This is a genomic window from Citrobacter sp. Cpo074 (assembly GCF_030332745.1).
Taxonomy (GTDB): domain Bacteria; phylum Pseudomonadota; class Gammaproteobacteria; order Enterobacterales; family Enterobacteriaceae; genus Citrobacter; species Citrobacter portucalensis.
Window position 1 is genome coordinate 442,962 of record NZ_JAOWHG010000033.1, and the last position, 20,675, is coordinate 463,636.

Annotated in this window: 14 protein-coding genes; 9 read left to right on the forward strand and 5 right to left on the reverse strand. The window is 52.4% G+C overall.

Translation table 11 applies throughout. The annotated features are described in order from the left end of the window. Positions 1–15: 15 nt before the first annotated feature. Positions 16–666 carry a response regulator transcription factor RcsB gene (rcsB, locus tag OGX83_RS16390; RefSeq protein WP_003027592.1) on the forward strand — a complete coding sequence of 217 codons (651 nt, stop codon included), beginning with the start codon at positions 16–18 and terminating at the stop codon, positions 664–666. 116 nt (positions 667–782) lie between these two features. Here the strand turns inward: rcsB and rcsC are convergent, their stop codons facing one another. Next, positions 783–3,629 (reverse strand): two-component system sensor histidine kinase RcsC, encoded by a 2,847-nt coding sequence (rcsC, locus tag OGX83_RS16395; protein WP_213753086.1) that lies wholly within the window; start codon positions 3,627–3,629, stop codon positions 783–785. A gap of 121 nt (positions 3,630–3,750) precedes the next feature. After that, a complete protein-coding gene (gene gyrA / locus OGX83_RS16400; RefSeq protein ID WP_003834662.1) occupies positions 3,751–6,390 on the reverse strand; it encodes a DNA topoisomerase (ATP-hydrolyzing) subunit A in 2,640 nt (879 codons plus the stop codon). A 158-nt stretch (positions 6,391–6,548) separates the two neighbouring features. Here gyrA and ubiG point away from each other — a divergent pair, with 158 nt between their 5' ends. The 4 genes from ubiG to yfaE all read left to right on the forward strand — a co-directional run bounded on the left by ubiG (position 6,549) and on the right by yfaE (position 11,477). Continuing rightward, the gene (ubiG, locus tag OGX83_RS16405; RefSeq protein ID WP_008785314.1) at positions 6,549–7,277 is read left to right on the forward strand and encodes a bifunctional 2-polyprenyl-6-hydroxyphenol methylase/3-demethylubiquinol 3-O-methyltransferase UbiG; all 729 of its coding nucleotides are present in this window, start codon (positions 6,549–6,551) and stop codon (positions 7,275–7,277) included. Positions 7,278–7,696: 419 nt separating this feature from the next. After that, positions 7,697–9,982, forward strand: coding sequence for a class 1a ribonucleoside-diphosphate reductase subunit alpha (gene nrdA, locus OGX83_RS16410; RefSeq protein WP_003834667.1), 2,286 nt, complete (start codon positions 7,697–7,699; stop codon positions 9,980–9,982). Between the two features lie 110 nt (positions 9,983–10,092). Continuing rightward, positions 10,093–11,223: a class Ia ribonucleoside-diphosphate reductase subunit beta gene (nrdB, locus tag OGX83_RS16415; RefSeq protein ID WP_003834668.1), complete on the forward strand. Its 1,131-nt coding sequence runs from the start codon at positions 10,093–10,095 to the stop codon at positions 11,221–11,223. After that, positions 11,223–11,477, forward strand: coding sequence for a ferredoxin-like diferric-tyrosyl radical cofactor maintenance protein YfaE (gene yfaE / locus OGX83_RS16420; protein ID WP_003027609.1), 255 nt, complete (start codon positions 11,223–11,225; stop codon positions 11,475–11,477). The genes nrdB and yfaE overlap by 1 nt, the downstream gene beginning before the upstream one ends. A 3-nt stretch (positions 11,478–11,480) precedes the next feature. Here yfaE and OGX83_RS16425 read toward each other — a convergent pair whose 3' ends face one another. Continuing rightward, entirely contained in the window at positions 11,481–12,671 is a 1,191-nt protein-coding gene (locus OGX83_RS16425) for an MFS transporter (protein ID WP_048234859.1), read from the reverse strand. Positions 12,672–12,831: 160 nt separating this feature from the next. On the opposite strand from OGX83_RS16425, the gene OGX83_RS16430 reads away from it, so the two are divergent. Next, positions 12,832–13,710: a LysR family transcriptional regulator gene (locus OGX83_RS16430; RefSeq protein WP_219987596.1), complete on the forward strand. Its 879-nt coding sequence runs from the start codon at positions 12,832–12,834 to the stop codon at positions 13,708–13,710. A 61-nt stretch (positions 13,711–13,771) separates the two neighbouring features. Here OGX83_RS16430 and glpQ read toward each other — a convergent pair whose 3' ends face one another. Continuing rightward, positions 13,772–14,839, reverse strand: coding sequence for a glycerophosphodiester phosphodiesterase (glpQ, locus tag OGX83_RS16435; protein ID WP_286588582.1), 1,068 nt, complete (start codon positions 14,837–14,839; stop codon positions 13,772–13,774). Positions 14,840–14,842: 3 nt separating this feature from the next. Next, entirely contained in the window at positions 14,843–16,201 is a 1,359-nt protein-coding gene (gene glpT, locus OGX83_RS16440; protein ID WP_048215877.1) for a glycerol-3-phosphate transporter, read from the reverse strand. 270 nt (positions 16,202–16,471) lie between these two features. Between glpT and glpA the strand changes: the two genes are divergently transcribed. From glpA to glpC, 3 genes are read left to right on the forward strand one after another with little or no spacing between them, the layout of a single operon-like run. After that, positions 16,472–18,100, forward strand: coding sequence for an anaerobic glycerol-3-phosphate dehydrogenase subunit A (gene glpA / locus OGX83_RS16445; protein WP_100272091.1), 1,629 nt, complete (start codon positions 16,472–16,474; stop codon positions 18,098–18,100). After that, on the forward strand, positions 18,090–19,349 hold the full coding sequence (glpB, locus tag OGX83_RS16450) for a glycerol-3-phosphate dehydrogenase subunit GlpB (protein ID WP_103014185.1): 1,260 nt from the start codon (positions 18,090–18,092) through the stop codon (positions 19,347–19,349). Before glpA ends, glpB begins: the two co-directional genes overlap by 11 nt. Then, on the forward strand, positions 19,346–20,536 hold the full coding sequence (glpC, locus tag OGX83_RS16455; RefSeq protein ID WP_003834686.1) for an anaerobic glycerol-3-phosphate dehydrogenase subunit GlpC: 1,191 nt from the start codon (positions 19,346–19,348) through the stop codon (positions 20,534–20,536). Before glpB ends, glpC begins: the two co-directional genes overlap by 4 nt. The last annotated feature ends 139 nt before the right edge of the window (positions 20,537–20,675 follow it).

Genomic DNA, 20,675 nt, shown 5'->3' on the forward strand with positions numbered 1-20,675 from the left:
AAGGTAGCCCAATACATGAACACTATGAACGTAATTATTGCCGATGACCACCCGATTGTACTGTTCGGTATTCGTAAATCACTTGAGCAAATCGAGTGGGTAAATGTTGTCGGCGAATTTGAAGACTCCACTGCACTGATCAACAATTTGCCTAAGTTGGATGCGCATGTGTTGATTACCGACCTCTCCATGCCGGGAGATAAATACGGTGATGGGATCACGTTAATTAAATATATCAAGCGTCATTTCCCAAGCCTGTCGATTATCGTTCTGACCATGAACAACAATCCGGCTATCCTGAGCGCGGTACTGGATCTCGATATCGAAGGGATCGTACTGAAGCAAGGCGCGCCAACCGACCTGCCAAAAGCGCTGGCCGCGCTGCAGAAAGGTAAGAAATTTACCCCTGAAAGCGTGTCTCGTCTGCTGGAGAAAATCAGCGCCAGCGGCTATGGCGACAAACGTCTGTCACCGAAAGAGAGTGAAGTTCTACGCTTGTTTGCCGAAGGTTTCCTTGTTACTGAGATCGCCAAAAAGCTCAACCGCAGCATTAAAACCATCAGCAGCCAGAAAAAATCGGCAATGATGAAGCTCGGTGTGGAAAACGATATCGCACTGCTGAATTACCTTTCCTCTGTGACGCTGAGTCCGTCAGACAAAGAGTAATTCTTTATCACGTCAAAATGCCTGATGGCGCTGCGTTTATCAGGCCTACGAATAAACAGCATCGTGCACGTTTCGTAGGCCGGATAAGACTAACGCCGCCATCCGGCTCTTTTCCCCTATCCCCGCGTTTTTCTCACTCTTTCCGCATAGACCGCCAGCGTTTGCTTCAATACGTCTAAGGTCACCGGCTTGGACAGACAGCTATCCATACCTGATTCCAGACAACGCTGCTTCTCTTCGGCCAGCGCGTTTGCCGTTACCCCCACAACAGGCAGCGTTAACCCTAGCTGGCGGATACGCTGCGTCAGGCGATAACCATCCATATTTGGCATGTTGACGTCACTCAGCACGATATCGATATGGTTTTTGCTGAGTACATTGAGCGCATCCACACCGTCATTCGCCGTTTTACACTGATATCCCAACGATCCCAGCTGATCGGCCAGTAAGCGCCGGTTGATAGGGTGATCGTCAACAACCAGGATCATCATGTCATCGTTCGTCGCACCGGCTTTATCCGGGGCTGGCAGCGCCGTGGAGAGATCTTCACTCCCCAGCTCTACACTGTAGATATGCGCCAACAGCGCAGGCAGTTCGTGCGGTGACGCCACGCTGTGTACCCATTCTCCAGGCTCTCTTTCCAGCGGAATGCCAATATGGCGGCGGCAGAAAATTACCGCTGCTCGTCCCTGCCAGGCCTGTTCCAGCACATCGTCGGCCACCAGCAGGTCATCCGCATCAGGCTGTTGTCCCTCATATCGCAGCACCGTCATCCCGTTACGCGTCAGGCTGGATTCGAGAAATTGGTACAGTGACGCATTACGTACTGCCAGCCAGCAACGCGTGCCTGCCAATCCTTCAACACCCTTTTTCAGCGGATACTGTGCGCCATAAAGCGGAATACGCAGCGTAAACTGACTCCCCATTCCCGGCTCGGAATCGACGGAAATATCCCCATCCATCATGCTGATCAGTTTTTCACAAATCGCCAAACCGAGTCCCGTTCCCTGGAAATTACGCTGTACGCCAGTCCCCACCTGGAAGAAAGGATCGAACAACCGAACCACCTCTTTGGCAGGGATCCCTACACCGGTATCACGCACTCGAATGCTCAGGTAGTCGCCGCTGCACTGCACGTGCAGCACAATACAACCGGTATCGGTAAACTTGATTGCGTTACTCAGCAGATTAGAAATCACCTGTTGTAAACGCATCGGATCGCCATTCAACGCCACGGGCACATCCGGGTCGATAAAGCAGTACAACCCCAACTGCTTGCGGACCACCAGCGGCAAATAGTTAGCCGTAATATGGTTCATGACTTCACGCGGTGAAAACTCTCGCGGCTCAATCTTCAACTGTTCAGATTCAATTTTTGAGAAGTCGAGAATATCGCTGATAATTTTCAGCAGCAGGCTGGAAGAGTTATTCATCGCCGTTACCAGACGATCCACCCCACTCGGTAACTCTTTGGTTTGCAACAAATCAAGGTTCCCGATAATGCCATACAACGGTGTACGTAGCTCATGGCTCACCGTCGCAAGGAACATCGATTTGGACTGGCTGGCCTGTTCCGCCGCCTGCGCCATCTCCTGCAACGACTCTTCCATTTTAACGCGCGCACTGACATCAACCAGGACACAAATTGCCACGTTTTCATTGCGATAGCGCGAGTGCACAAAGCTGATTTGCAGATTGGTATTGTTGCTGGTTAGCACATCAACAAAATTGACCTGTTGGCCGCAAATAATTTGCGTTAGCCGCTGACGGTCTTCATGCGTCAACATGTTCAGATAGGTGTGCGCCAGTTCGTTACTCAGGATGTTAATGCCATCCATCGTGCGCAGAATACAAATACCCACCGGCGCAGAAGCCACGATTTTACGGTTAAACTGCTCATGTTCTTCCAGCCGCTGAGCATCACTTTCCGCCGGAATAAAAATGCGCCGTTCATACATGCGCGTGAGCATAAACAATGCCGCGCCAACCAGCGCGTTCAACAAGATAGCGTTCAGGATCATCATGCGGATCCGCTCCAGCACCAGATCGACCGGAACGGAATAAACGATGCTCAGGGAGGACGGAGGCAGATTCTTCTTCAATACCAGCTCGCGGAAACCCGGCGTGTAACCAAACCAGGAGCGTTCCTGCATCCAGTGGGGCTCAGCCTTAATATTCCCTTCAGGGCCAGTGAGAGAAATTAGCGCATGGCCATTTTCGTCGAGGATGGTCACACCCATCGGTAAACTGCCCGGAGTGAAGAAATTCTCCATGCGAATAGGCTGCTCTACGCCCAACAGCGCCTGGAGGCGATTGGCGAGGTAAACCGGCGTCAGCGCATAGAAATACCCTACTCCCGGACGTGGCCCCTGGCTGATCCAGAACAAGTTGTTACCGTTTTCGTCTTGCGTAGCATTGCGATACTTAATAATGCGCTCATGCAGCGCCTTCAGGGCCTCGTCACGTTCGACGGGCATATCACGCAAGCCGAAATTGGCCATACAGAGGTTGTCGCTGCCGATCAGGAACACTCGATTTAAATCATAGGCGGCGGAAAAGTTGTCGCGCCAGTAGCGCATAAACCATGCCAGTGATTCCAGAGAACCTCGCCAGGCGTTGCCCATGACAGAACAGTCTGAGTCGGCAAACAACGGCTCAAAATTAGGCACGACGGTTTTATCATCTCGCGCCCGCAGCGACATCACACCGTTTTCTGCCGTTAAGCGATTCTCGGCAATATATTTAAGCTCTTTGATGACATCAGATGTGCGCTGAATGTAGCGCTGGGCCTGATCGGAGCTGAGATTAAGTTCCTGATGGATCTCAGACTCTCGCTGGTGCAGCGCATTCACAATGTAGAACACGGAGGCGAACGCAATCAGACACCAGATAACGAGCGCCAAAGCTCTGAACAGGTAGCGTGAAACTTTTAGGGTTGAATGAACGGAAGCAAGGTATTTCAAAGGGGCGAAGCTCCGCCTCAGGGCATTAATAGAGTGTGGTTAAGGTAGCGGTAAATGTCTTTTGTCGCAATGCCATTAAAAAAAGGGCCGGATTTCTCCGGCCCTTTTTATAGCGTCTTAATTACTCGTCAGCGTCATCCGCTGCTGCATCGTCATCGCTTTCCGCTTCAGGTGCGATATCCTCGTCACCTTCAGCTGCACTTCCGTCGATGGAATCGAGCTCTTCATCATCAACCGGTTCAGCAACGCGTTGCAGACCCACGACGTTTTCGTCTTCCGCAGTACGGATAAGGATCACACCCTGGGTATTACGCCCTACCACGCTGATTTCCGACACGCGAGTACGTACCAGCGTACCTGCGTCGGTGATCATCATGATCTGGTCGGTATCCTCAACCTGCACTGCGCCAACAACGGAACCGTTGCGCTCGGTAACCTTGATGGAGATTACGCCCTGGGTCGCACGAGACTTGGTCGGATACTCTTCCGCCGCCGTACGTTTACCGTAACCGTTCTGAGTAACGGTCAGGATCGCACCTTCACCGCGCGGAACGATCAGCGATACCACGCTATCTTTTTCCGCCAGCTTGATACCGCGTACACCGGTCGCGGTACGACCCATTGCACGGACAGCATCTTCTTTAAAGCGCACCACTTTTCCTGCCGCAGAGAACAACATGACTTCGTCACTGCCGGATGTCAGATCTACACCAATCAGTTCGTCGCCTTCGTTCAGGTTAACCGCAATAATACCGGCAGAACGCGGACGGCTGAACTCAGTCAGCGCCGTTTTCTTCACGGTACCGCTGGCGGTTGCCATGAAGACGTTCACGCCCTCTTCGTACTCACGTACTGGCAGAATTGCGGTAATACGTTCGTTAGCTTCCAGCGGCAACAGGTTGACGATTGGACGTCCACGTGCGCCACGGCTTGCTTCCGGCAGCTGATAGACCTTCATCCAGTACAAACGACCACGGCTGGAGAAGCAGAGGATCGTGTCATGGGTGTTGGCCACCAGCAGGCGGTCAATAAAGTCTTCTTCTTTAATGCGTGCTGCTGATTTACCTTTACCGCCACGACGCTGGGCTTCGTAATCGGTTAACGGCTGATATTTCACGTAACCCTGATGAGACAAGGTTACGACAACATCTTCCTGGCTAATCAGATCTTCGATGTTGATGTCAGCGCTGTTCGCGGTGATTTCAGTACGACGAGCGTCACCGAACTGTTCACGAATCAGCTCCATCTCTTCACGGATAACTTCCATCAGACGATCGGCGCTGCCCAGAATGTGCAGCAGTTCAGCGATCTGTTCCAGCAGCTCTTTGTATTCGTCGAGCAGTTTTTCGTGCTCAAGGCCGGTCAGTTTCTGCAAACGCAGATCCAGAATAGCCTGGGCCTGCTGTTCAGTCAGATAGTACTGACCGTCACGCACGCCAAATTCCGGCTCCAGCCATTCAGGACGCGCGGCGTCATCACCGGCACGTTCCAGCATGGCGGAAACGTTGCCCAGTTCCCACGAACGCGCAACCAGCGCAGCTTTCGCTTCAGCCGGGGTCGGCGCGCGGCGGATCAGTTCGATGATCGGATCGATGTTCGCCAGCGCAATCGCCAGCGCTTCAAGGATGTGCGCACGGTCGCGGGCTTTACGCAGTTCAAAGATAGTACGACGGGTTACGACTTCACGGCGGTGACGTACGAACGCGGCAATAATATCTTTCAGGTTCATGATCTTCGGCTGGCCATGGTGCAATGCAACCATGTTGATACCGAAGGAAACCTGCAGTTGGGTCTGGGAATAGAGGTTGTTCAGAACCACTTCCCCGACCGCATCGCGTTTCACTTCTATCACGATGCGCATACCGTCTTTGTCAGACTCGTCACGCAGCGCGCTGATGCCTTCAACGCGTTTGTCTTTTACCAGCTCGGCGATTTTCTCAATCAGGCGCGCTTTGTTTACCTGATACGGAATTTCGTGAACGATGATGGTTTCACGACCCGTTTTGGCATCCGCTTCGACTTCCGCGCGTGCGCGAATGTACACTTTGCCACGACCGGTACGGTAGGCTTCTTCGATACCACGACGACCGTTGATGATCGCGGCAGTCGGGAAGTCCGGACCCGGAATATGTTCCATCAGCCCTTCAATGCTGATGTCTTCATCGTCAATATATGCCAGACAGCCGTTGATCACTTCGGTCAGGTTGTGCGGCGGAATGTTGGTCGCCATACCTACCGCGATACCGGACGAACCGTTCACCAGCAGGTTAGGAATTTTGGTCGGCATGACGTCAGGAATTTGTTCGGTGCCGTCATAGTTGTCGACGAAATCAACCGTTTCTTTTTCCAGGTCAGCCATCAGCTCATGGGCGATTTTCGACATACGGATTTCCGTATAACGCATCGCCGCTGCGGAGTCGCCATCGACAGAACCAAAGTTACCCTGACCATCTACCAGCATGTAGCGCAAGGAGAATGGCTGCGCCATACGAACAATGGTGTCGTAAACGGCGGTATCACCATGAGGGTGGTATTTACCGATTACGTCACCAACGACACGGGCAGATTTTTTATAGGCTTTATTCCAGTCGTTGCCCAATACGTTCATGGCGTAAAGTACGCGACGGTGAACCGGTTTCAGGCCATCTCGGACGTCCGGCAGCGCACGGCCAACAATGACCGACATCGCATAATCCAGATAGGAGCTCTTCAGCTCTTCCTCAATGTTGACCGGTGTAATTTCTCTCGCAAGGTCGCTCATCTAACCGCTATCCCTCTACTGTATCCCGGATTCAAAGGTCGCAAATTATAACACATCCGTGCAGATTCAGGTAAATGGATTCCCCCTGACAGAGGCTTTATTCATCCCGTCAGGCTGATATACTCATTTGCATCGCAAATTTAGGAGTAGAAGCCCCAATGAATGCCGAAAAACCTCCGGTAGCTCACAACGTTGACCATGAAGAAATTGCCAAGTTTGAAGCAGTCGCGTCACGCTGGTGGGATCTTGAGGGTGAATTTAAGCCGCTGCACCGCATTAACCCACTGCGTCTGGGCTATATTACTGAGCGCTCAGGCGGCCTGTTTGGTAAAAAGGTACTCGACGTCGGATGCGGCGGCGGTATTCTGGCGGAGAGTATGGCGCGCGAAGGTGCCACCGTTACCGGACTGGACATGGGTTTTGAACCGCTGCAGGTAGCAAAACTGCATGCACTGGAAAGCGGTATCCAGGTAGAGTATGTACAAGAAACCGTCGAAGAGCATGCGGAAAAGCATGCACATCAGTATGACGTTGTCACCTGCATGGAAATGCTGGAGCACGTGCCAGACCCACAGTCAGTGGTCAGAGCTTGCGCCAGGTTGGTCAAACCGGGTGGTGAAGTATTTTTCTCCACGCTTAACCGCAACGGCAAATCCTGGCTGATGGCGGTGGTCGGAGCGGAATATATTCTGCGCATGGTGCCGAAAGGCACGCACGATGTGAAAAAATTTATTAAGCCTGCTGAATTATTAGAGTGGGTTGACCAGACCGTACTGAAAGAGCGCCATATGACCGGCCTGCATTACAACCCCATCACCAACACCTTCAAACTTGGCCCGGGCGTTGATGTGAACTATATGGTACATACCACCGCCAAGGTTGATTAACCGCTCCTGTAGGCCGGATAAAGCGTGCAACGCCGCCATCCGGCATGCTTACTGGAACCATGCCTGATGACGTTTCACTTATCAGGCCTACAAATCCTGTGCCAGATCATAAGAACTTTCCTTGCCTTAGATGAAGAAATCAGCACTCGATCAAATTTTCTATTTTTTTTCTCAATTATTGACATCCCCGCCAGGCCTTATAAGACGCGCACTTAGCGATTATCACCCTTTTGCAACCTCAATTTAACCTCAAAATCAACTCTTGTGCTGAAAAGAATCCCTACTAGAATACTCACCATATAGCGTCTATTTTATCAAACAACCCCTACATATAGTATTTATCCACAGACTTAGTCACAACATGACTCTGTGGATAATATGGGGGATATTTTTTCTTTCACGGACAGGTAAAAAACCACATGAATCAGAGTCTGCTGGTGACAAAGCGTGATGGTAGTACAGAGCGCATCAATCTCGACAAAATCCACCGAGTTCTGGATTGGGCGGCAGAAGGACTGAATAACGTATCGATTTCTCAGGTCGAGCTGCGCTCCCACATTCAGTTTTATGACGGAATCAAGACCTCCGACATCCATGAAACAATCATCAAAGCAGCCGCCGACCTGATCTCCCGCGAAGCGCCGGATTATCAATATCTGGCTGCCCGTCTGGCGATTTTCCATCTGCGTAAAAAAGCGTACGGTGAGTTTGAACCGCCAAAGCTGTTCGACCATGTCGTGAAAATGGTTGAAATGGGCAAATACGACAATCATCTGCTGGAAGACTACACGGAAGAAGAGTTCAAGCAGATGGACTCGTTCATCGTACACGACCGTGATATGACCTTCTCCTACGCTGCGGTGAAGCAGTTGGAAGGTAAATATCTGGTGCAAAACCGTGTTACCGGTGAGATCTATGAAAGCGCACAGTTCCTCTATATTCTGGTAGCGGCTTGCCTGTTCTCTAACTATCCGCGTGAAACACGTCTGCAATATGTAAAACGTTTCTACGACGCCGTTTCTACGTTCAAAATCTCGCTGCCGACGCCAATTATGTCCGGCGTGCGTACCCCAACGCGTCAGTTCAGCTCCTGCGTACTAATCGAGTGCGGCGACAGCCTGGACTCCATCAACGCAACCTCCAGCGCAATTGTGAAATACGTTTCTCAGCGTGCAGGTATCGGCATTAACGCTGGTCGCATCCGTGCGCTGGGTAGCCCGATTCGCGGCGGTGAAGCGTTCCACACCGGCTGTATTCCGTTCTACAAGCATTTCCAGACTGCAGTGAAATCCTGCTCTCAGGGTGGCGTACGCGGTGGTGCAGCCACGCTGTTCTACCCAATGTGGCACCTGGAAGTTGAAAGCCTGCTGGTCCTGAAAAACAACCGTGGCGTAGAAGGCAACCGCGTACGTCACATGGACTACGGCGTGCAGATCAACAAACTGATGTACACCCGTCTGCTGAAAGGCGGCGACATCACCCTGTTCAGCCCGTCCGACGTCCCGGGTCTGTATGACGCTTTCTTCGCCGATCAGGATGAGTTCGAGCGTCTGTACACCCAATATGAAAACGACGACAGCATCCGCAAACAGCGCGTGAAAGCGGTTGAGCTGTTCTCACTGATGATGCAGGAACGTGCCTCGACCGGTCGTATCTACATTCAGAACGTTGACCACTGCAACACCCATAGCCCGTTTGATCCGGTTGTCGCGCCGGTACGCCAGTCCAACCTGTGCCTGGAAATTGCTCTGCCGACCAAACCGCTAACCGACGTTAACGATGAAAACGGCGAAATTGCACTGTGTACGCTGTCCGCATTTAACCTGGGCGCTATCGAAAGTCTGGACGAACTGGAAGAGCTGGCTGTACTGGCGGTACGTGCGCTGGATGCGCTGCTCGATTACCAGGATTATCCGATTCCGGCCGCCAAACGCGGTGCGATGGGTCGTCGTACGCTGGGTATTGGCGTGATCAACTACGCTTACTGGCTGGCGAAAAACGGTAAACGCTACTCTGACGGCAGCGCCAATAACCTGACTCACAAAACCTTTGAAGCGATTCAATATTACCTGCTGAAGGCTTCTAACGAGCTGGCAAAAGAGCAAGGCGCATGCCCATGGTTTAACGAAACCACCTATGCGAAAGGTATTCTGCCGATTGATACCTATAAAAAAGATCTTGATGCTATCGCTAACGAACCGCTGCATATGGACTGGGAACAGCTGCGTGAATCTATCAAGACTCACGGCCTGCGTAACTCCACGTTGTCAGCCCTGATGCCGTCCGAGACCTCTTCGCAGATCTCCAACGCCACCAACGGTATTGAACCGCCACGCGGTTACGTGAGCATCAAAGCATCGAAAGATGGGATTCTGCGTCAGGTCGTGCCGGACTACGAACACCTGCACGACGCATACGAACTGCTGTGGGAAATGCCAAACAACGACGGCTATCTGCAGCTGGTAGGCATCATGCAGAAATTTATCGATCAGTCGATTTCCGCCAACACCAACTACGATCCGTCGCGCTTCCCGTCCGGAAAAGTACCGATGCAGCAGTTGCTGAAAGACCTGCTCACCGCCTACAAATTTGGTGTCAAAACGCTGTATTATCAGAACACCCGTGACGGTGCGGAAGACTCTCAGGACGATCTGGTACCGTCCATTCAGGACGATGGCTGCGAAAGCGGCGCATGTAAGATTTAATCTTTTGCCGGGTGGCGTAACGCTTACCCGGCCTACAAATTAATTCGCGGTATTGTAGGCAGGATAAGCAAAGCGCATCCGGCAGTACATTCCAGACAGGATTCACATCAATGGCATACACCACTTTTTCACAGACGAAAAATGATCAGCTTCTGGAACCGATGTTCTTCGGCCAGCCGGTGAACGTCGCCCGCTACGATCAGCAAAAATATGACATCTTTGAAAAACTGATCGAAAAGCAGCTCTCTTTCTTCTGGCGTCCGGAAGAAGTCGATGTTTCTCGCGATCGTATCGACTTCCAGGCATTGCCGGAACATGAAAAACATATCTTCATCAGCAACCTGAAGTATCAGACGCTGCTGGACTCCATTCAGGGACGTAGTCCTAACGTCGCGCTGCTGCCGTTAATCTCGATCCCTGAACTGGAAACCTGGGTGGAAACGTGGGCGTTTTCTGAAACGATCCACTCCCGCTCTTACACCCACATCATCCGTAATATTGTTAACGATCCGGCGGTGGTGTTTGACGATATCGTCACCAACGAGCAAATCCAGAAACGCGCAGAAGGCATCTCCAGCTACTACGACGAATTGATCGAGATGACCAGCTACTGGCATTTGCTCGGTGAAGGTACGCATACCGTTAATGGTAAAACGGTTGTCGTAAACCTGCGTGAGCTGAAGAAGAAGCTGTATCTGTGCCTGATGAGCGTGAACGCGCTGGAAGCGATCCGCTTTTATGTCAGCTTCGCCTGCTCTTTCGCCTTCGCCGAACGTGAACTGATGGAAGGCAACGCGAAAATTATTCGTCTGATCGCCCGCGACGAAGCCCTGCACCTGACCGGTACTCAGCATATGCTGAACCTGCTGCGCAGCGGCGTGGACGATCCGGAGATGGCGGAAATTGCCGAAGAGTGCAAACAAGAGTGCTACGACCTGTTCGTACAGGCCGCGCTGCAGGAAAAAGAGTGGGCAGATTATCTGTTCCGTGATGGCTCAATGATTGGCCTGAACAAAGACATTCTGTGCCAGTACGTTGAGTACATCACCAACATCCGTATGCAGGCTGTTGGGCTCGATCTGCCATTCCAGACACGTTCTAACCCGATCCCGTGGATCAACACCTGGCTGGTGTCCGATAACGTCCAGGTTGCGCCGCAGGAAGTGGAAGTCAGCTCTTATCTGGTCGGCCAGATCGATGCCGAAGTCGATACTGACGATCTGAGTAACTTCCAGCTCTGATGGGCCGCGTGACTCTGCGCATCTCTGGCACGCAGTTGCTGTGCCAGGATGAACACCCTTCCCTGCTTGCCGCGCTCGAGTCGCACGATGTTGAAGTCGAATATCAGTGTCGTGAAGGCTACTGCGGCTCCTGCCGTACCCGCCTGGTGGCGGGACAGGTTGACTGGATTGCAGAACCGCTGGCCTTCATTCAGCCCGGTGAAATATTGCCGTGCTGTTGCCGGGCAAAAGGCGATATTGAAATAGAGTTATAGTGTTTAGTGAACTTCATGCGCGGAGACCAGTACCACGTCTCCGCGTTTTTTCATCTGCATGATATACAGCGCCCCGGCCAGTACCACCAGCAGCGCACCCACCAGATAAATCGCCCGATATCCCACGCCCTCGACCATCATCCCCATGATAAACGCGCCGATTGCCATTCCCGCATCCATCGCATTGAAAAACAGCGAATTGGCGATACCAATTTTATGGGGTTCCACCGAACTAATAATTTGTGTCTGAAATACGGGTGTGACAGAACCATAACCGATGCCAATTAATCCACCGGAAATAATCATCATAATGCTGCCGTTAGTATAGCCAAGCGCCACCAGCCCGACGGTGAAAGCCAGCAAACACGGATAGACCACGTATTTCGGCCCTTTTTTATCACAAACATTGCCGGTAAAGGTTCGACAGATCATCAGGCAAATGGCGTAACACAACAGGAAATTACTGGCGGCGGCCATCAGATCGAGCTCGCGCGCATACAGTGCGAGAAAAGCGGAAACGCCCGCGTAGGAAAAGGTCATGAAAAACGTCACCATCGCGAAAGGCAGTGCGGCGCGATCAAACATAGCAGCAAATCCCAGCTTCGGTTTTGAGCCGTCAGCATGACGGATAACCGGCGGTACGGCGACAATCAATGACAGGATAATACCCAGTACGGCAACCGCGCTACACAGCCAGAATGCAGTGGTAAAAGCTTCCCAGCGTGCCATGTTCAGCCCTACCCACGGCCCCACAACCATTGCCAGTCCCATGGCTAACGAGAAAAAACTGATGCCCTCCCCACGTCGGGAGGCCGGTATCAACCGCGCGGAAATCGTTCCTTTTACCGTGGTAATAACGCCAAACGTTACACCATGAAGCACCCGAATCAACAGCAGTGATTCAATTGAGTGGCAAACAGGATACAGCGCAGTGACCACCAAAAAGGCCAGAGAAGAGAGCACCAGAATTGTTTTATTCGAATATTTTCCTACCCATTGTCCCGCAAACGGGCGCACAACAATTGCGGCCCCCAAAAAGAAGGTGACTAATAATCCGGCCTTATCTGGAGTGGCATGCAGGCGATCCGAAATATAGATCGGTAACAGCGTGAGCAGGACATAAAAAACAAAAAATATAATAAAGCTGATTATCGTTATTGCCCAAAAATCTTTCGTCCACAGTTTTTCTTTCATATTCGACAACCTGTCCAGACGGCGCACGCAGGCAACGCTCAGCTCAACTGAACTACGGACAGGTGCGTCGAAGTGTGATTTTACGGTAGACCGCAAGTATAAACAGGTCCATTATATTAGAGAAATTAATCGTTTTAATATTGTTGATTAGAGGGAGCTAATGACATTAACCCAGATCCACGCCCTGCTTGCCGTACTTGAGTACGGTGGTTTTACCGAAGCCAGCAAGCGGCTGTACATGACCCAATCCGCCGTTAGCCAGGCAATTTCAGCGCTAGAGGAAGAGCTAGGGGTTGATATTATTATCCGCGAACGCCGCAAAGACATTCAACTTAGTCCGGCCGGGAGTCGGATCGTTTCACACCTGCGGACGATCGTGTCTGAAACCAACGCGGTGAAAGAGATTGCCGAGCAAGAGCGACAAAACCCGGCCAGAACCCTGCGAATCGGCTGCTTTCCCAGCGCCTGTGCCTGTATTTTGCCCGGTATCATCCACCACTTCGAGCAGCACCACCCGCATATCAAAATTATCCCTTATGAAGAAAACAGCACGGCAATCGTTGATTCCCTGCGCAGTGGGGATATCGATGCGGGATTTGTGCATTTCCCGGTAAATGGCATGTACTGCGTACCGGTGTATCGCGACAAATTTACCGTTGTAGTTCCTGAAAGCCATCCGCTGGCGGCCAATAGAACGATTTCAGTGGAACAACTGGTTGGAGAACCGCTCATTATCAGCAAAGGTCGCTATGAATTAAGCATCATGGCGCTATTTAAAGAGAAGGGAATTGAACCGGTCATTAAATACGAGTTTAACCATCCGGATACCGCGATGAGCTTTATTCGTCAGGGGCTGGGTATAGCGTTATTACCGGAATTAACGCTGAAGGCGGTTGGTGGGAAAGTACGTTCAGTCGCGCTGGAACCGACGTTCTATCGACAGATATCCTTACTGGCAAAAGAGCCGCCGGTGGACGGCAGCCCTTTATTTCTCCTGCAGGCATGTATGGAAACGTTGACAGCAGACGGCCTTATCTAGCAGTTAAAACGTCTCATCCATTAAGGCCTGTGACCGGAGGTGCATCACAGGCCTTACGCCATCACTCTTTATTCAAGAATTTCACTGCTTTGTCGGGGAAGTCGGTGAACAGCCCGTCAACGCCCGCCTTGTTATAAAGAATGTCATACAGCTGGTTTACGTCAGTGGCGTAATCCGGCAGTTGATCGGCGCGAACGGTATAAGGATGCACAACCATCTTATTCTGATGTGCGTCCTGCACCATGCCAGTTAACGAGATATTGCCCTTCTTCGACTTCTCATCAATCAGCATGTGGTAGTCCGGCCCAATGCCGTCCGCATACTGCGCAACCTGCTTCATGGCACCCGGCTTAAACATCCAGTCGTAGTTGTAATTAACCCAACTACCGTCCGGCTTTTTCTCCTGAGTTTCATTCCAGTCGGTGTACGCAATCAACTGTACCAGATTGAGATCCATCCCCATCTTCGGTTCCAGTTCATTCTTAATGCGCTTTAACTCTGCAACATCAAAACATTGCAGATAGACCTTGTCGTTCTTGTCGGTATACCCGTACTTTTTCAGCACTTCCAGCGTCTTAGCCGCAATATCCTTCCCTTCCTGGTGATGGAACCACGGCGCTTTCATTTCCGGGTAAATACCGATGTTTTTACCGGTGGAATGATTTAATCCCTGAACAAACTCAATCTCTTCTTCGAACGTGTGCACGCGGAAATCAGATTTACCCATCGGGAAGCGCCCTGGGTAGGTCTGGACCTTTTTGCCATTTTCGATATCGAAGCCTTCGGTAAATTTCAGCGATTTAATTTCATCCAGCGTAAAGTCGATAGCGTAGTAACGCCCGTCTTTACGCGCCCGATCCGGGAAACGCTCGGCAACATCGGTGACGCGGTCAAGATAGTGATCATGCAGGACGACCAGATGGTCATCCTTGGTCATCACCAAATCCTGCTCCAGATAATCCGCACCCTGGGCATAGGCCATCGCTTTCGCTGGCAGCGTATGCTCCGGTAGATAACCGCTCGCACCACGGTGCGCAATCACGATTTTATCTGCGGCAACCGCCGCGCTGCTGACCACCATACCTGTGAGCATCAGCGCCACGCTGAGACTTTTCAATGTAGTTTTCATCTATTAGCCCCCGTTACGTTTCAGTTGCATCTCTTCGTGATGGCGTTTTTCGCCAATCATGACGACCACCAGCAGGATAACCGCCAGCACGCTACCGCCAATCATCACCATAAAGCCGCCGTCCCAACCGAAGAAGTCAACGGTGTAGCCAACAATGGCGCTCGCAGCCACAGAACCGCCGAGATAACCGAACAGACCGGTAAAGCCAGCTGCCGTTCCCGCCGCTTTTTTCGGTGCCAGTTCCAGCGCGTGCAGACCAATCAACATTACCGGGCCGTAGATCAAGAAGCCGATGATGATCATACAAGCCATATCCACGTTCGGGTTGCCTGCCGGGTTCATCCAGTAAACGATGGTCGCAATAGTTACCAGCGTCATAAAGAACACGCCGGTCGCACCACGGTTACCACGGAAGACTTTATCCGACATCCAGCCGCACAGCAGCGTGCCCGGAATACCCGCATACTCATACAGGAAGTAGGCCCAGGATGATTTATCGAGTGCGAAATGCTTCACTTCTTTCAGGTAGGTCGGTGACCAGTCCAGGATGCCGTAGCGCAGCAGATAAACAAACACGTTGGCGATAGCGATGTACCACAACAGTTTGTTTGGCAGTACATACTGCATGAAGATCTGCTTCGCAGTCAGCTCTTCTTCCGCTTTCTCGTTGTAATCGTCCGGATAGTCGTTCTTATACTCTTCGATAGGCGGCAGGCCGCAGGACTGCGGCGTATCACGCATCATCGCAAAGGCGAACAGCGCAACCACAATCGCACCGAAAGCAGGCATATACAGCGCCGCTTTCCAGTCATTGAACCAGGCCATACCGAGCAGGAACAGCAGAGGAGGCAGACCGCCGCCCACGTTGTGCGCACAGTTCCAGACGGAAACAATACCGCCACGTTCTTTCTGCGACCACCAGTGCACCATGGTACGACCACACGGCGGCCACCCCATCCCCTGGAACCATCCGCAGAGGAACAGCAGCACAAACATTATCGCAATGCTCGATGTCGCCCACGGCACAAAGCCCATAAACAACATCACTGCGGCAGCCAGAATCAAACCTGCTGGCAGGAAAACGCGCGGATTCGAGCGATCCGAAACGGACCCCATGATGAATTTCGAAAATCCGTAAGCGATGGAGATACCGGACAACGCAAAACCCAGATCGCCGCGAGAGAAACCCTGCTCAACCAGATATGGCATCGCCAGGGCGAAGTTCTTACGTACCAGATAGTACGCGGCATAACCAAAGAAAATCCCCAGGAAAATCTGCCAACGCAATCGACGATATGTCGGATCGATCTCCGTAGCAGGCAAACGCGCCTTATGTGGCGCTGGTTTAAAAATACTCAACATAGTGTAGCCTCCGTGGCCGTCTTTCATTCGAAGTAAACACTGCAGTTCGTCATTACTACCCTACCGCTTCCAGTGTGGCCGCGATGTTAAGGAAAGATACCTAACAAAAATGTGAAACGCAGCACATATTGTTACAGATTTATGACAAATGTTCATAAAGGCGCACGGAATCACGTTTCATTTTCGAATAATGAGCGATTATGCGCGAAATCAAACAATCCATGTTTTTTATGTGGCTAAATGATAAAAAACGAACTGTGAGGAAAAACAATGAAAACTCGCGACTCGCAAACAAGTGACGTGATTATCATTGGTGGAGGAGCAACAGGTGCAGGGATCGCACGTGACTGTGCGCTGCGCGGGTTGCGCGTCATCTTAGTGGAACGCCACGATATCGCCACAGGTGCGACCGGGCGCAACCACGGTCTGCTGCACAGCGGTGCACGCTACGCCGTCACCGACGCTGAATCTGCCCGTGAGTGCATCAGCGAAAACCAAATTCTGAAACGTATCGCCCGTCATTGCGTTGAGCCAACGGACGGTCTGTTTATTACTCTGCCGGAGGATGAGCTGTCCTTCCAGGCCACCTTTATTCGCGCCTGTGAAGAGGCAGGGATTCGCGCAGAAGCGATTGACCCTCAGCAGGCACGTATTATCGAACCTTCTGTGAATCCACAGCTGATTGGTGCAGTAAAAGTACCAGACGGCACGGTCGATCCTTTCCGCTTAACAGCAGCTAACATGCTGGATGCGCGTGAGAATGGCGCGGTTATCTTAACGGCGCATGAAGTGACGGGACTGATCCGCGAAGGCGCAACGGTTTGCGGCGTTAACGTGCGCAATCATCTGACAGGCGAAATGCAGTCCCTGCATGCACCGGTTGTCGTCAACGCCGCTGGGATCTGGGGTCAACGCATTGCGGAATATGCCGATCTGAGCATCCGTATGTTCCCGGCCAAAGGTTCGTTGCTGATTATGGATCATCGCATTAACCAGCATGTCATTAACCGCTGCCGTAAGCCCTCTGACGCCGATATTCTGGTGCCTGGCGATACCATTTCACTGATCGGTACCACCTCACAGCACATTGATTACGACGATATCGACAGCAACCGCGTCACCGCAGAAGAGGTCGATATTCTGCTGCGTGAAGGCGAGAAGCTGGCGCCGATTATGGCGAAAACGCGCATTTTACGCGCCTATTCTGGCGTACGCCCGCTGGTGGCCAGCGACGACGACCCAAGCGGTCGTAACGTCAGCCGTGGGATTGTACTGTTCGATCACGCTGAACGTGACGGACTGGAAGGGTTTATCACCATTACCGGCGGCAAACTGATGACCTACCGCCTGATGGCGGAATGGGCCACCGATGCCGTTTGCCGTAAGCTGGGCAATACCCAGCCTTGCACAACGGCAGACACCGCGCTGCCTGGCTCACAGGAATCTACCGAGCATACGCTTAAACGCGTGATCTCATTGCCAGCTCCACTGCGCGGCTCGGCGGTCTACCGTCACGGCGATCGCACCCCTGCGTGGCTTAGCGAAGGCCGCCAGCACCGCAGTCTGGTCTGTGAATGCGAAGCAGTCACCGCAGGCGAAGTGCAATACGCCGTCGAGAATTTAACCGTCAACAGCCTGCTCGATTTGCGTCGCCGTACCCGTGTTGGAATGGGGACCTGCCAGGGCGAATTGTGTGCCTGTCGCGCCGCAGGTTTGCTGCAACGTTTCAATGTCACTACCGCAGCGCAGTCCATTACCCAGCTTTCCGACTTCCTCAACGAACGCTGGAAAGGCGTGCAGCCTATCGCCTGGGGAGATGCGCTGCGCGAAAGCGAATTCACGCGCTGGGTTTATCAAGGGTTGTGTGGTCTGGAAAAGGAGCACCAGGATGAAATTTGATACCGTCATTATCGGCGGCGGCCTCGCCGGACTGCTATGTGGCCTGCAACTGCAAAAAAGCGGACTGCGCTGCACGATTGTTACCCGCGGCCAAAGCGCCCTGCATTTTTCCTCCGGCTCACTGGATTTGCTCAGCAGCTTACCCGATGGTCAACCGGTGACGGATATAGAAGCGGGTTTGAATGCGCTGCGCACTCAGGCACCCGCACATCCGTATAGCACCATCGGAACGCAGAACGTTCTGGAACTGGCCCAGCAGGCGCAAAATTTGCTGGAAGAATGCGGAACACATTTGCAGGGCAAAGTGCATCAGGCGCATCAACGTGTTACCCCGCTGGGCACCCTGCGCTCAACCTGGTTAAGTTCCCCGGAAGTGCCGGTCTGGCCTCTGTCCGCACAGCGTATCTGCGTTGTAGGGATTAGCGGGTTACTGGATTTTCAGGCGCATCTCGCCGCGGCGTCATTACGCCAACGCAATCTCAGCGTCGAGACAGCAGAAATCGAGCTACCGGAGCTGGATGTCCTGCGTGATAACCCAACCGAGTTTCGCGCCGTTAATATTGCGCGCCTGCTGGATAACGAAGATAAATGGTCGCTGCTCTATGACGCATTGCTGCCAATGGCAAAAACCTGCGACATGATAATCATGCCGGCATGCTTTGGTCTGGCAGATGAGCGGCTCTGGCAGTGGCTTAACGAGCGCCTCCCCTGCTCTCTGACACTGTTACCGACCCTACCACCTTCGGTACTGGGCATGCGTTTGCACAACAAATTGCAGCGCCAGTTTGTGCGCCAGGGCGGTGTGTGGATGCCGGGTGATGAAGTGAAAAAAATCACCTGTCAGGATGGCGTGGTCAGCGAAATCTGGACCCGAAATCATGCCGATATCCCCTTGCGGCCACGTTTCGCCGTGCTCGCCAGCGGCAGTTTCTTCAGCAGCGGGCTGGTCGCCACGCGTGAGGCAATCTACGAACCAATCCTGGGACTGGATGTACAGCAAACAGCTACCCGCGCCGAGTGGTATCAGCGTGATGTTTTCGATCCACAACCGTGGCAACAGTTTGGCGTGACTACCGATTCCGCATTACGCCCATCACTGGCGGGAAAAACGATAGAAAACATGTATGCCATTGGTTCCGTCCTCGGCGGATTCGACCCTATCGCCCAGGGTTGCGGAGGCGGCGTGTGCGCAGTTAGCGCCTTACATGCCGCGCATCATATTGCGAAACGTGCAGGAGGACAGCAATGAGCGACACACGTTTTGAAAGTTGTATCAAATGTACGGTGTGCACCACCGCCTGCCCGGTAAGCCGCGTCAATCCGAGCTACCCGGGTCCTAAGCAGGCCGGCCCGGACGGTGAACGTCTGCGCCTGAAAGATGGCGCGCTATATGACGACGCGCTGAAATACTGCATCAACTGTAAACGCTGCGAAGTGGCCTGTCCGTCAGACGTGAAAATCGGCGATATTATCCAGCGCGCGCGCGCCAAATACGACACGACGCGCCCATCGTTGCGTAACTTTGTCTTAAGCCATACCGATTTAATGGGTAGCGTATCCACCCCCTTCGCCCCAATAGTGAATACCGCCACCTCTTTAAAACCGGTGCGTCAACTGCTGGATTACGCGCTAAAAATCGATCATCGCCGTACGCTGCCGAAGTACTCCTTTGGCACCTTCCGCCGCTGGTATCGCAGCGTTGCCGCACAGCAGGCGCAGTATCAGGATCAGGTCGCCTTTTTCCACGGCTGTTTTGTGAATTACAACCATCCCCAGCTCGGCAAAGACCTGATCAAGGTGTTGAATGCGATGGGTACTGGCGTGCAACTGCTGAGTAAAGAGAAATGCTGCGGCGTGCCGCTGATTGCCAACGGTTTTACCGATAAAGCGCGTAAGCAGGCAGTAAGCAACGTGGCCTCACTCAGAGAGGCGATTGATGGCAAAGGCATTCCGGTGATCGCCACCTCATCAACCTGTACCTTTGCGCTACGTGATGAATATCCGGAAGTGCTGGATGTCGACAACTCAGGCCTGCGTGAACACATTGAACTGGCAACCCGCTGGCTATGGCGCAAGCTGGATGAAGGTAAAACGCTGCCGCTGAAAACGCTGCCGCTGAAGGTGGTCTATCACACGCCATGTCACATGGAGAAAATGGGCTGGACGCTCTATACGCTGGAGCTACTGCGACAAATTCCAGGGCTGGAGCTGACGGTGCTGGATTCTCAGTGTTGCGGGATTGCCGGGACTTACGGCTTTAAAAAGGAAAACTATCCGACGTCACAGTCTATTGGCGCACCGTTATTCCGCCAAATTGAAGAAAGCGGCGCTGATATCGTCGTCACCGACTGCGAAACCTGTAAATGGCAGATTGAGATGTCTACAAGCAAACGCTGCGAACATCCTATCACCCTGCTTGCCAAAGCGTTGGGTTAACTCTGTTGCCCGGTAGCATTTGCTACCGGGCATTTTTGCGTAGCCCGTTCCGCTTAATTGAATACGTTGCAGTCGGACGTATTTATCTCTGATTCACCCACGCAAAGAACACATTTCCCGCATGCAGCGCATATTAAAA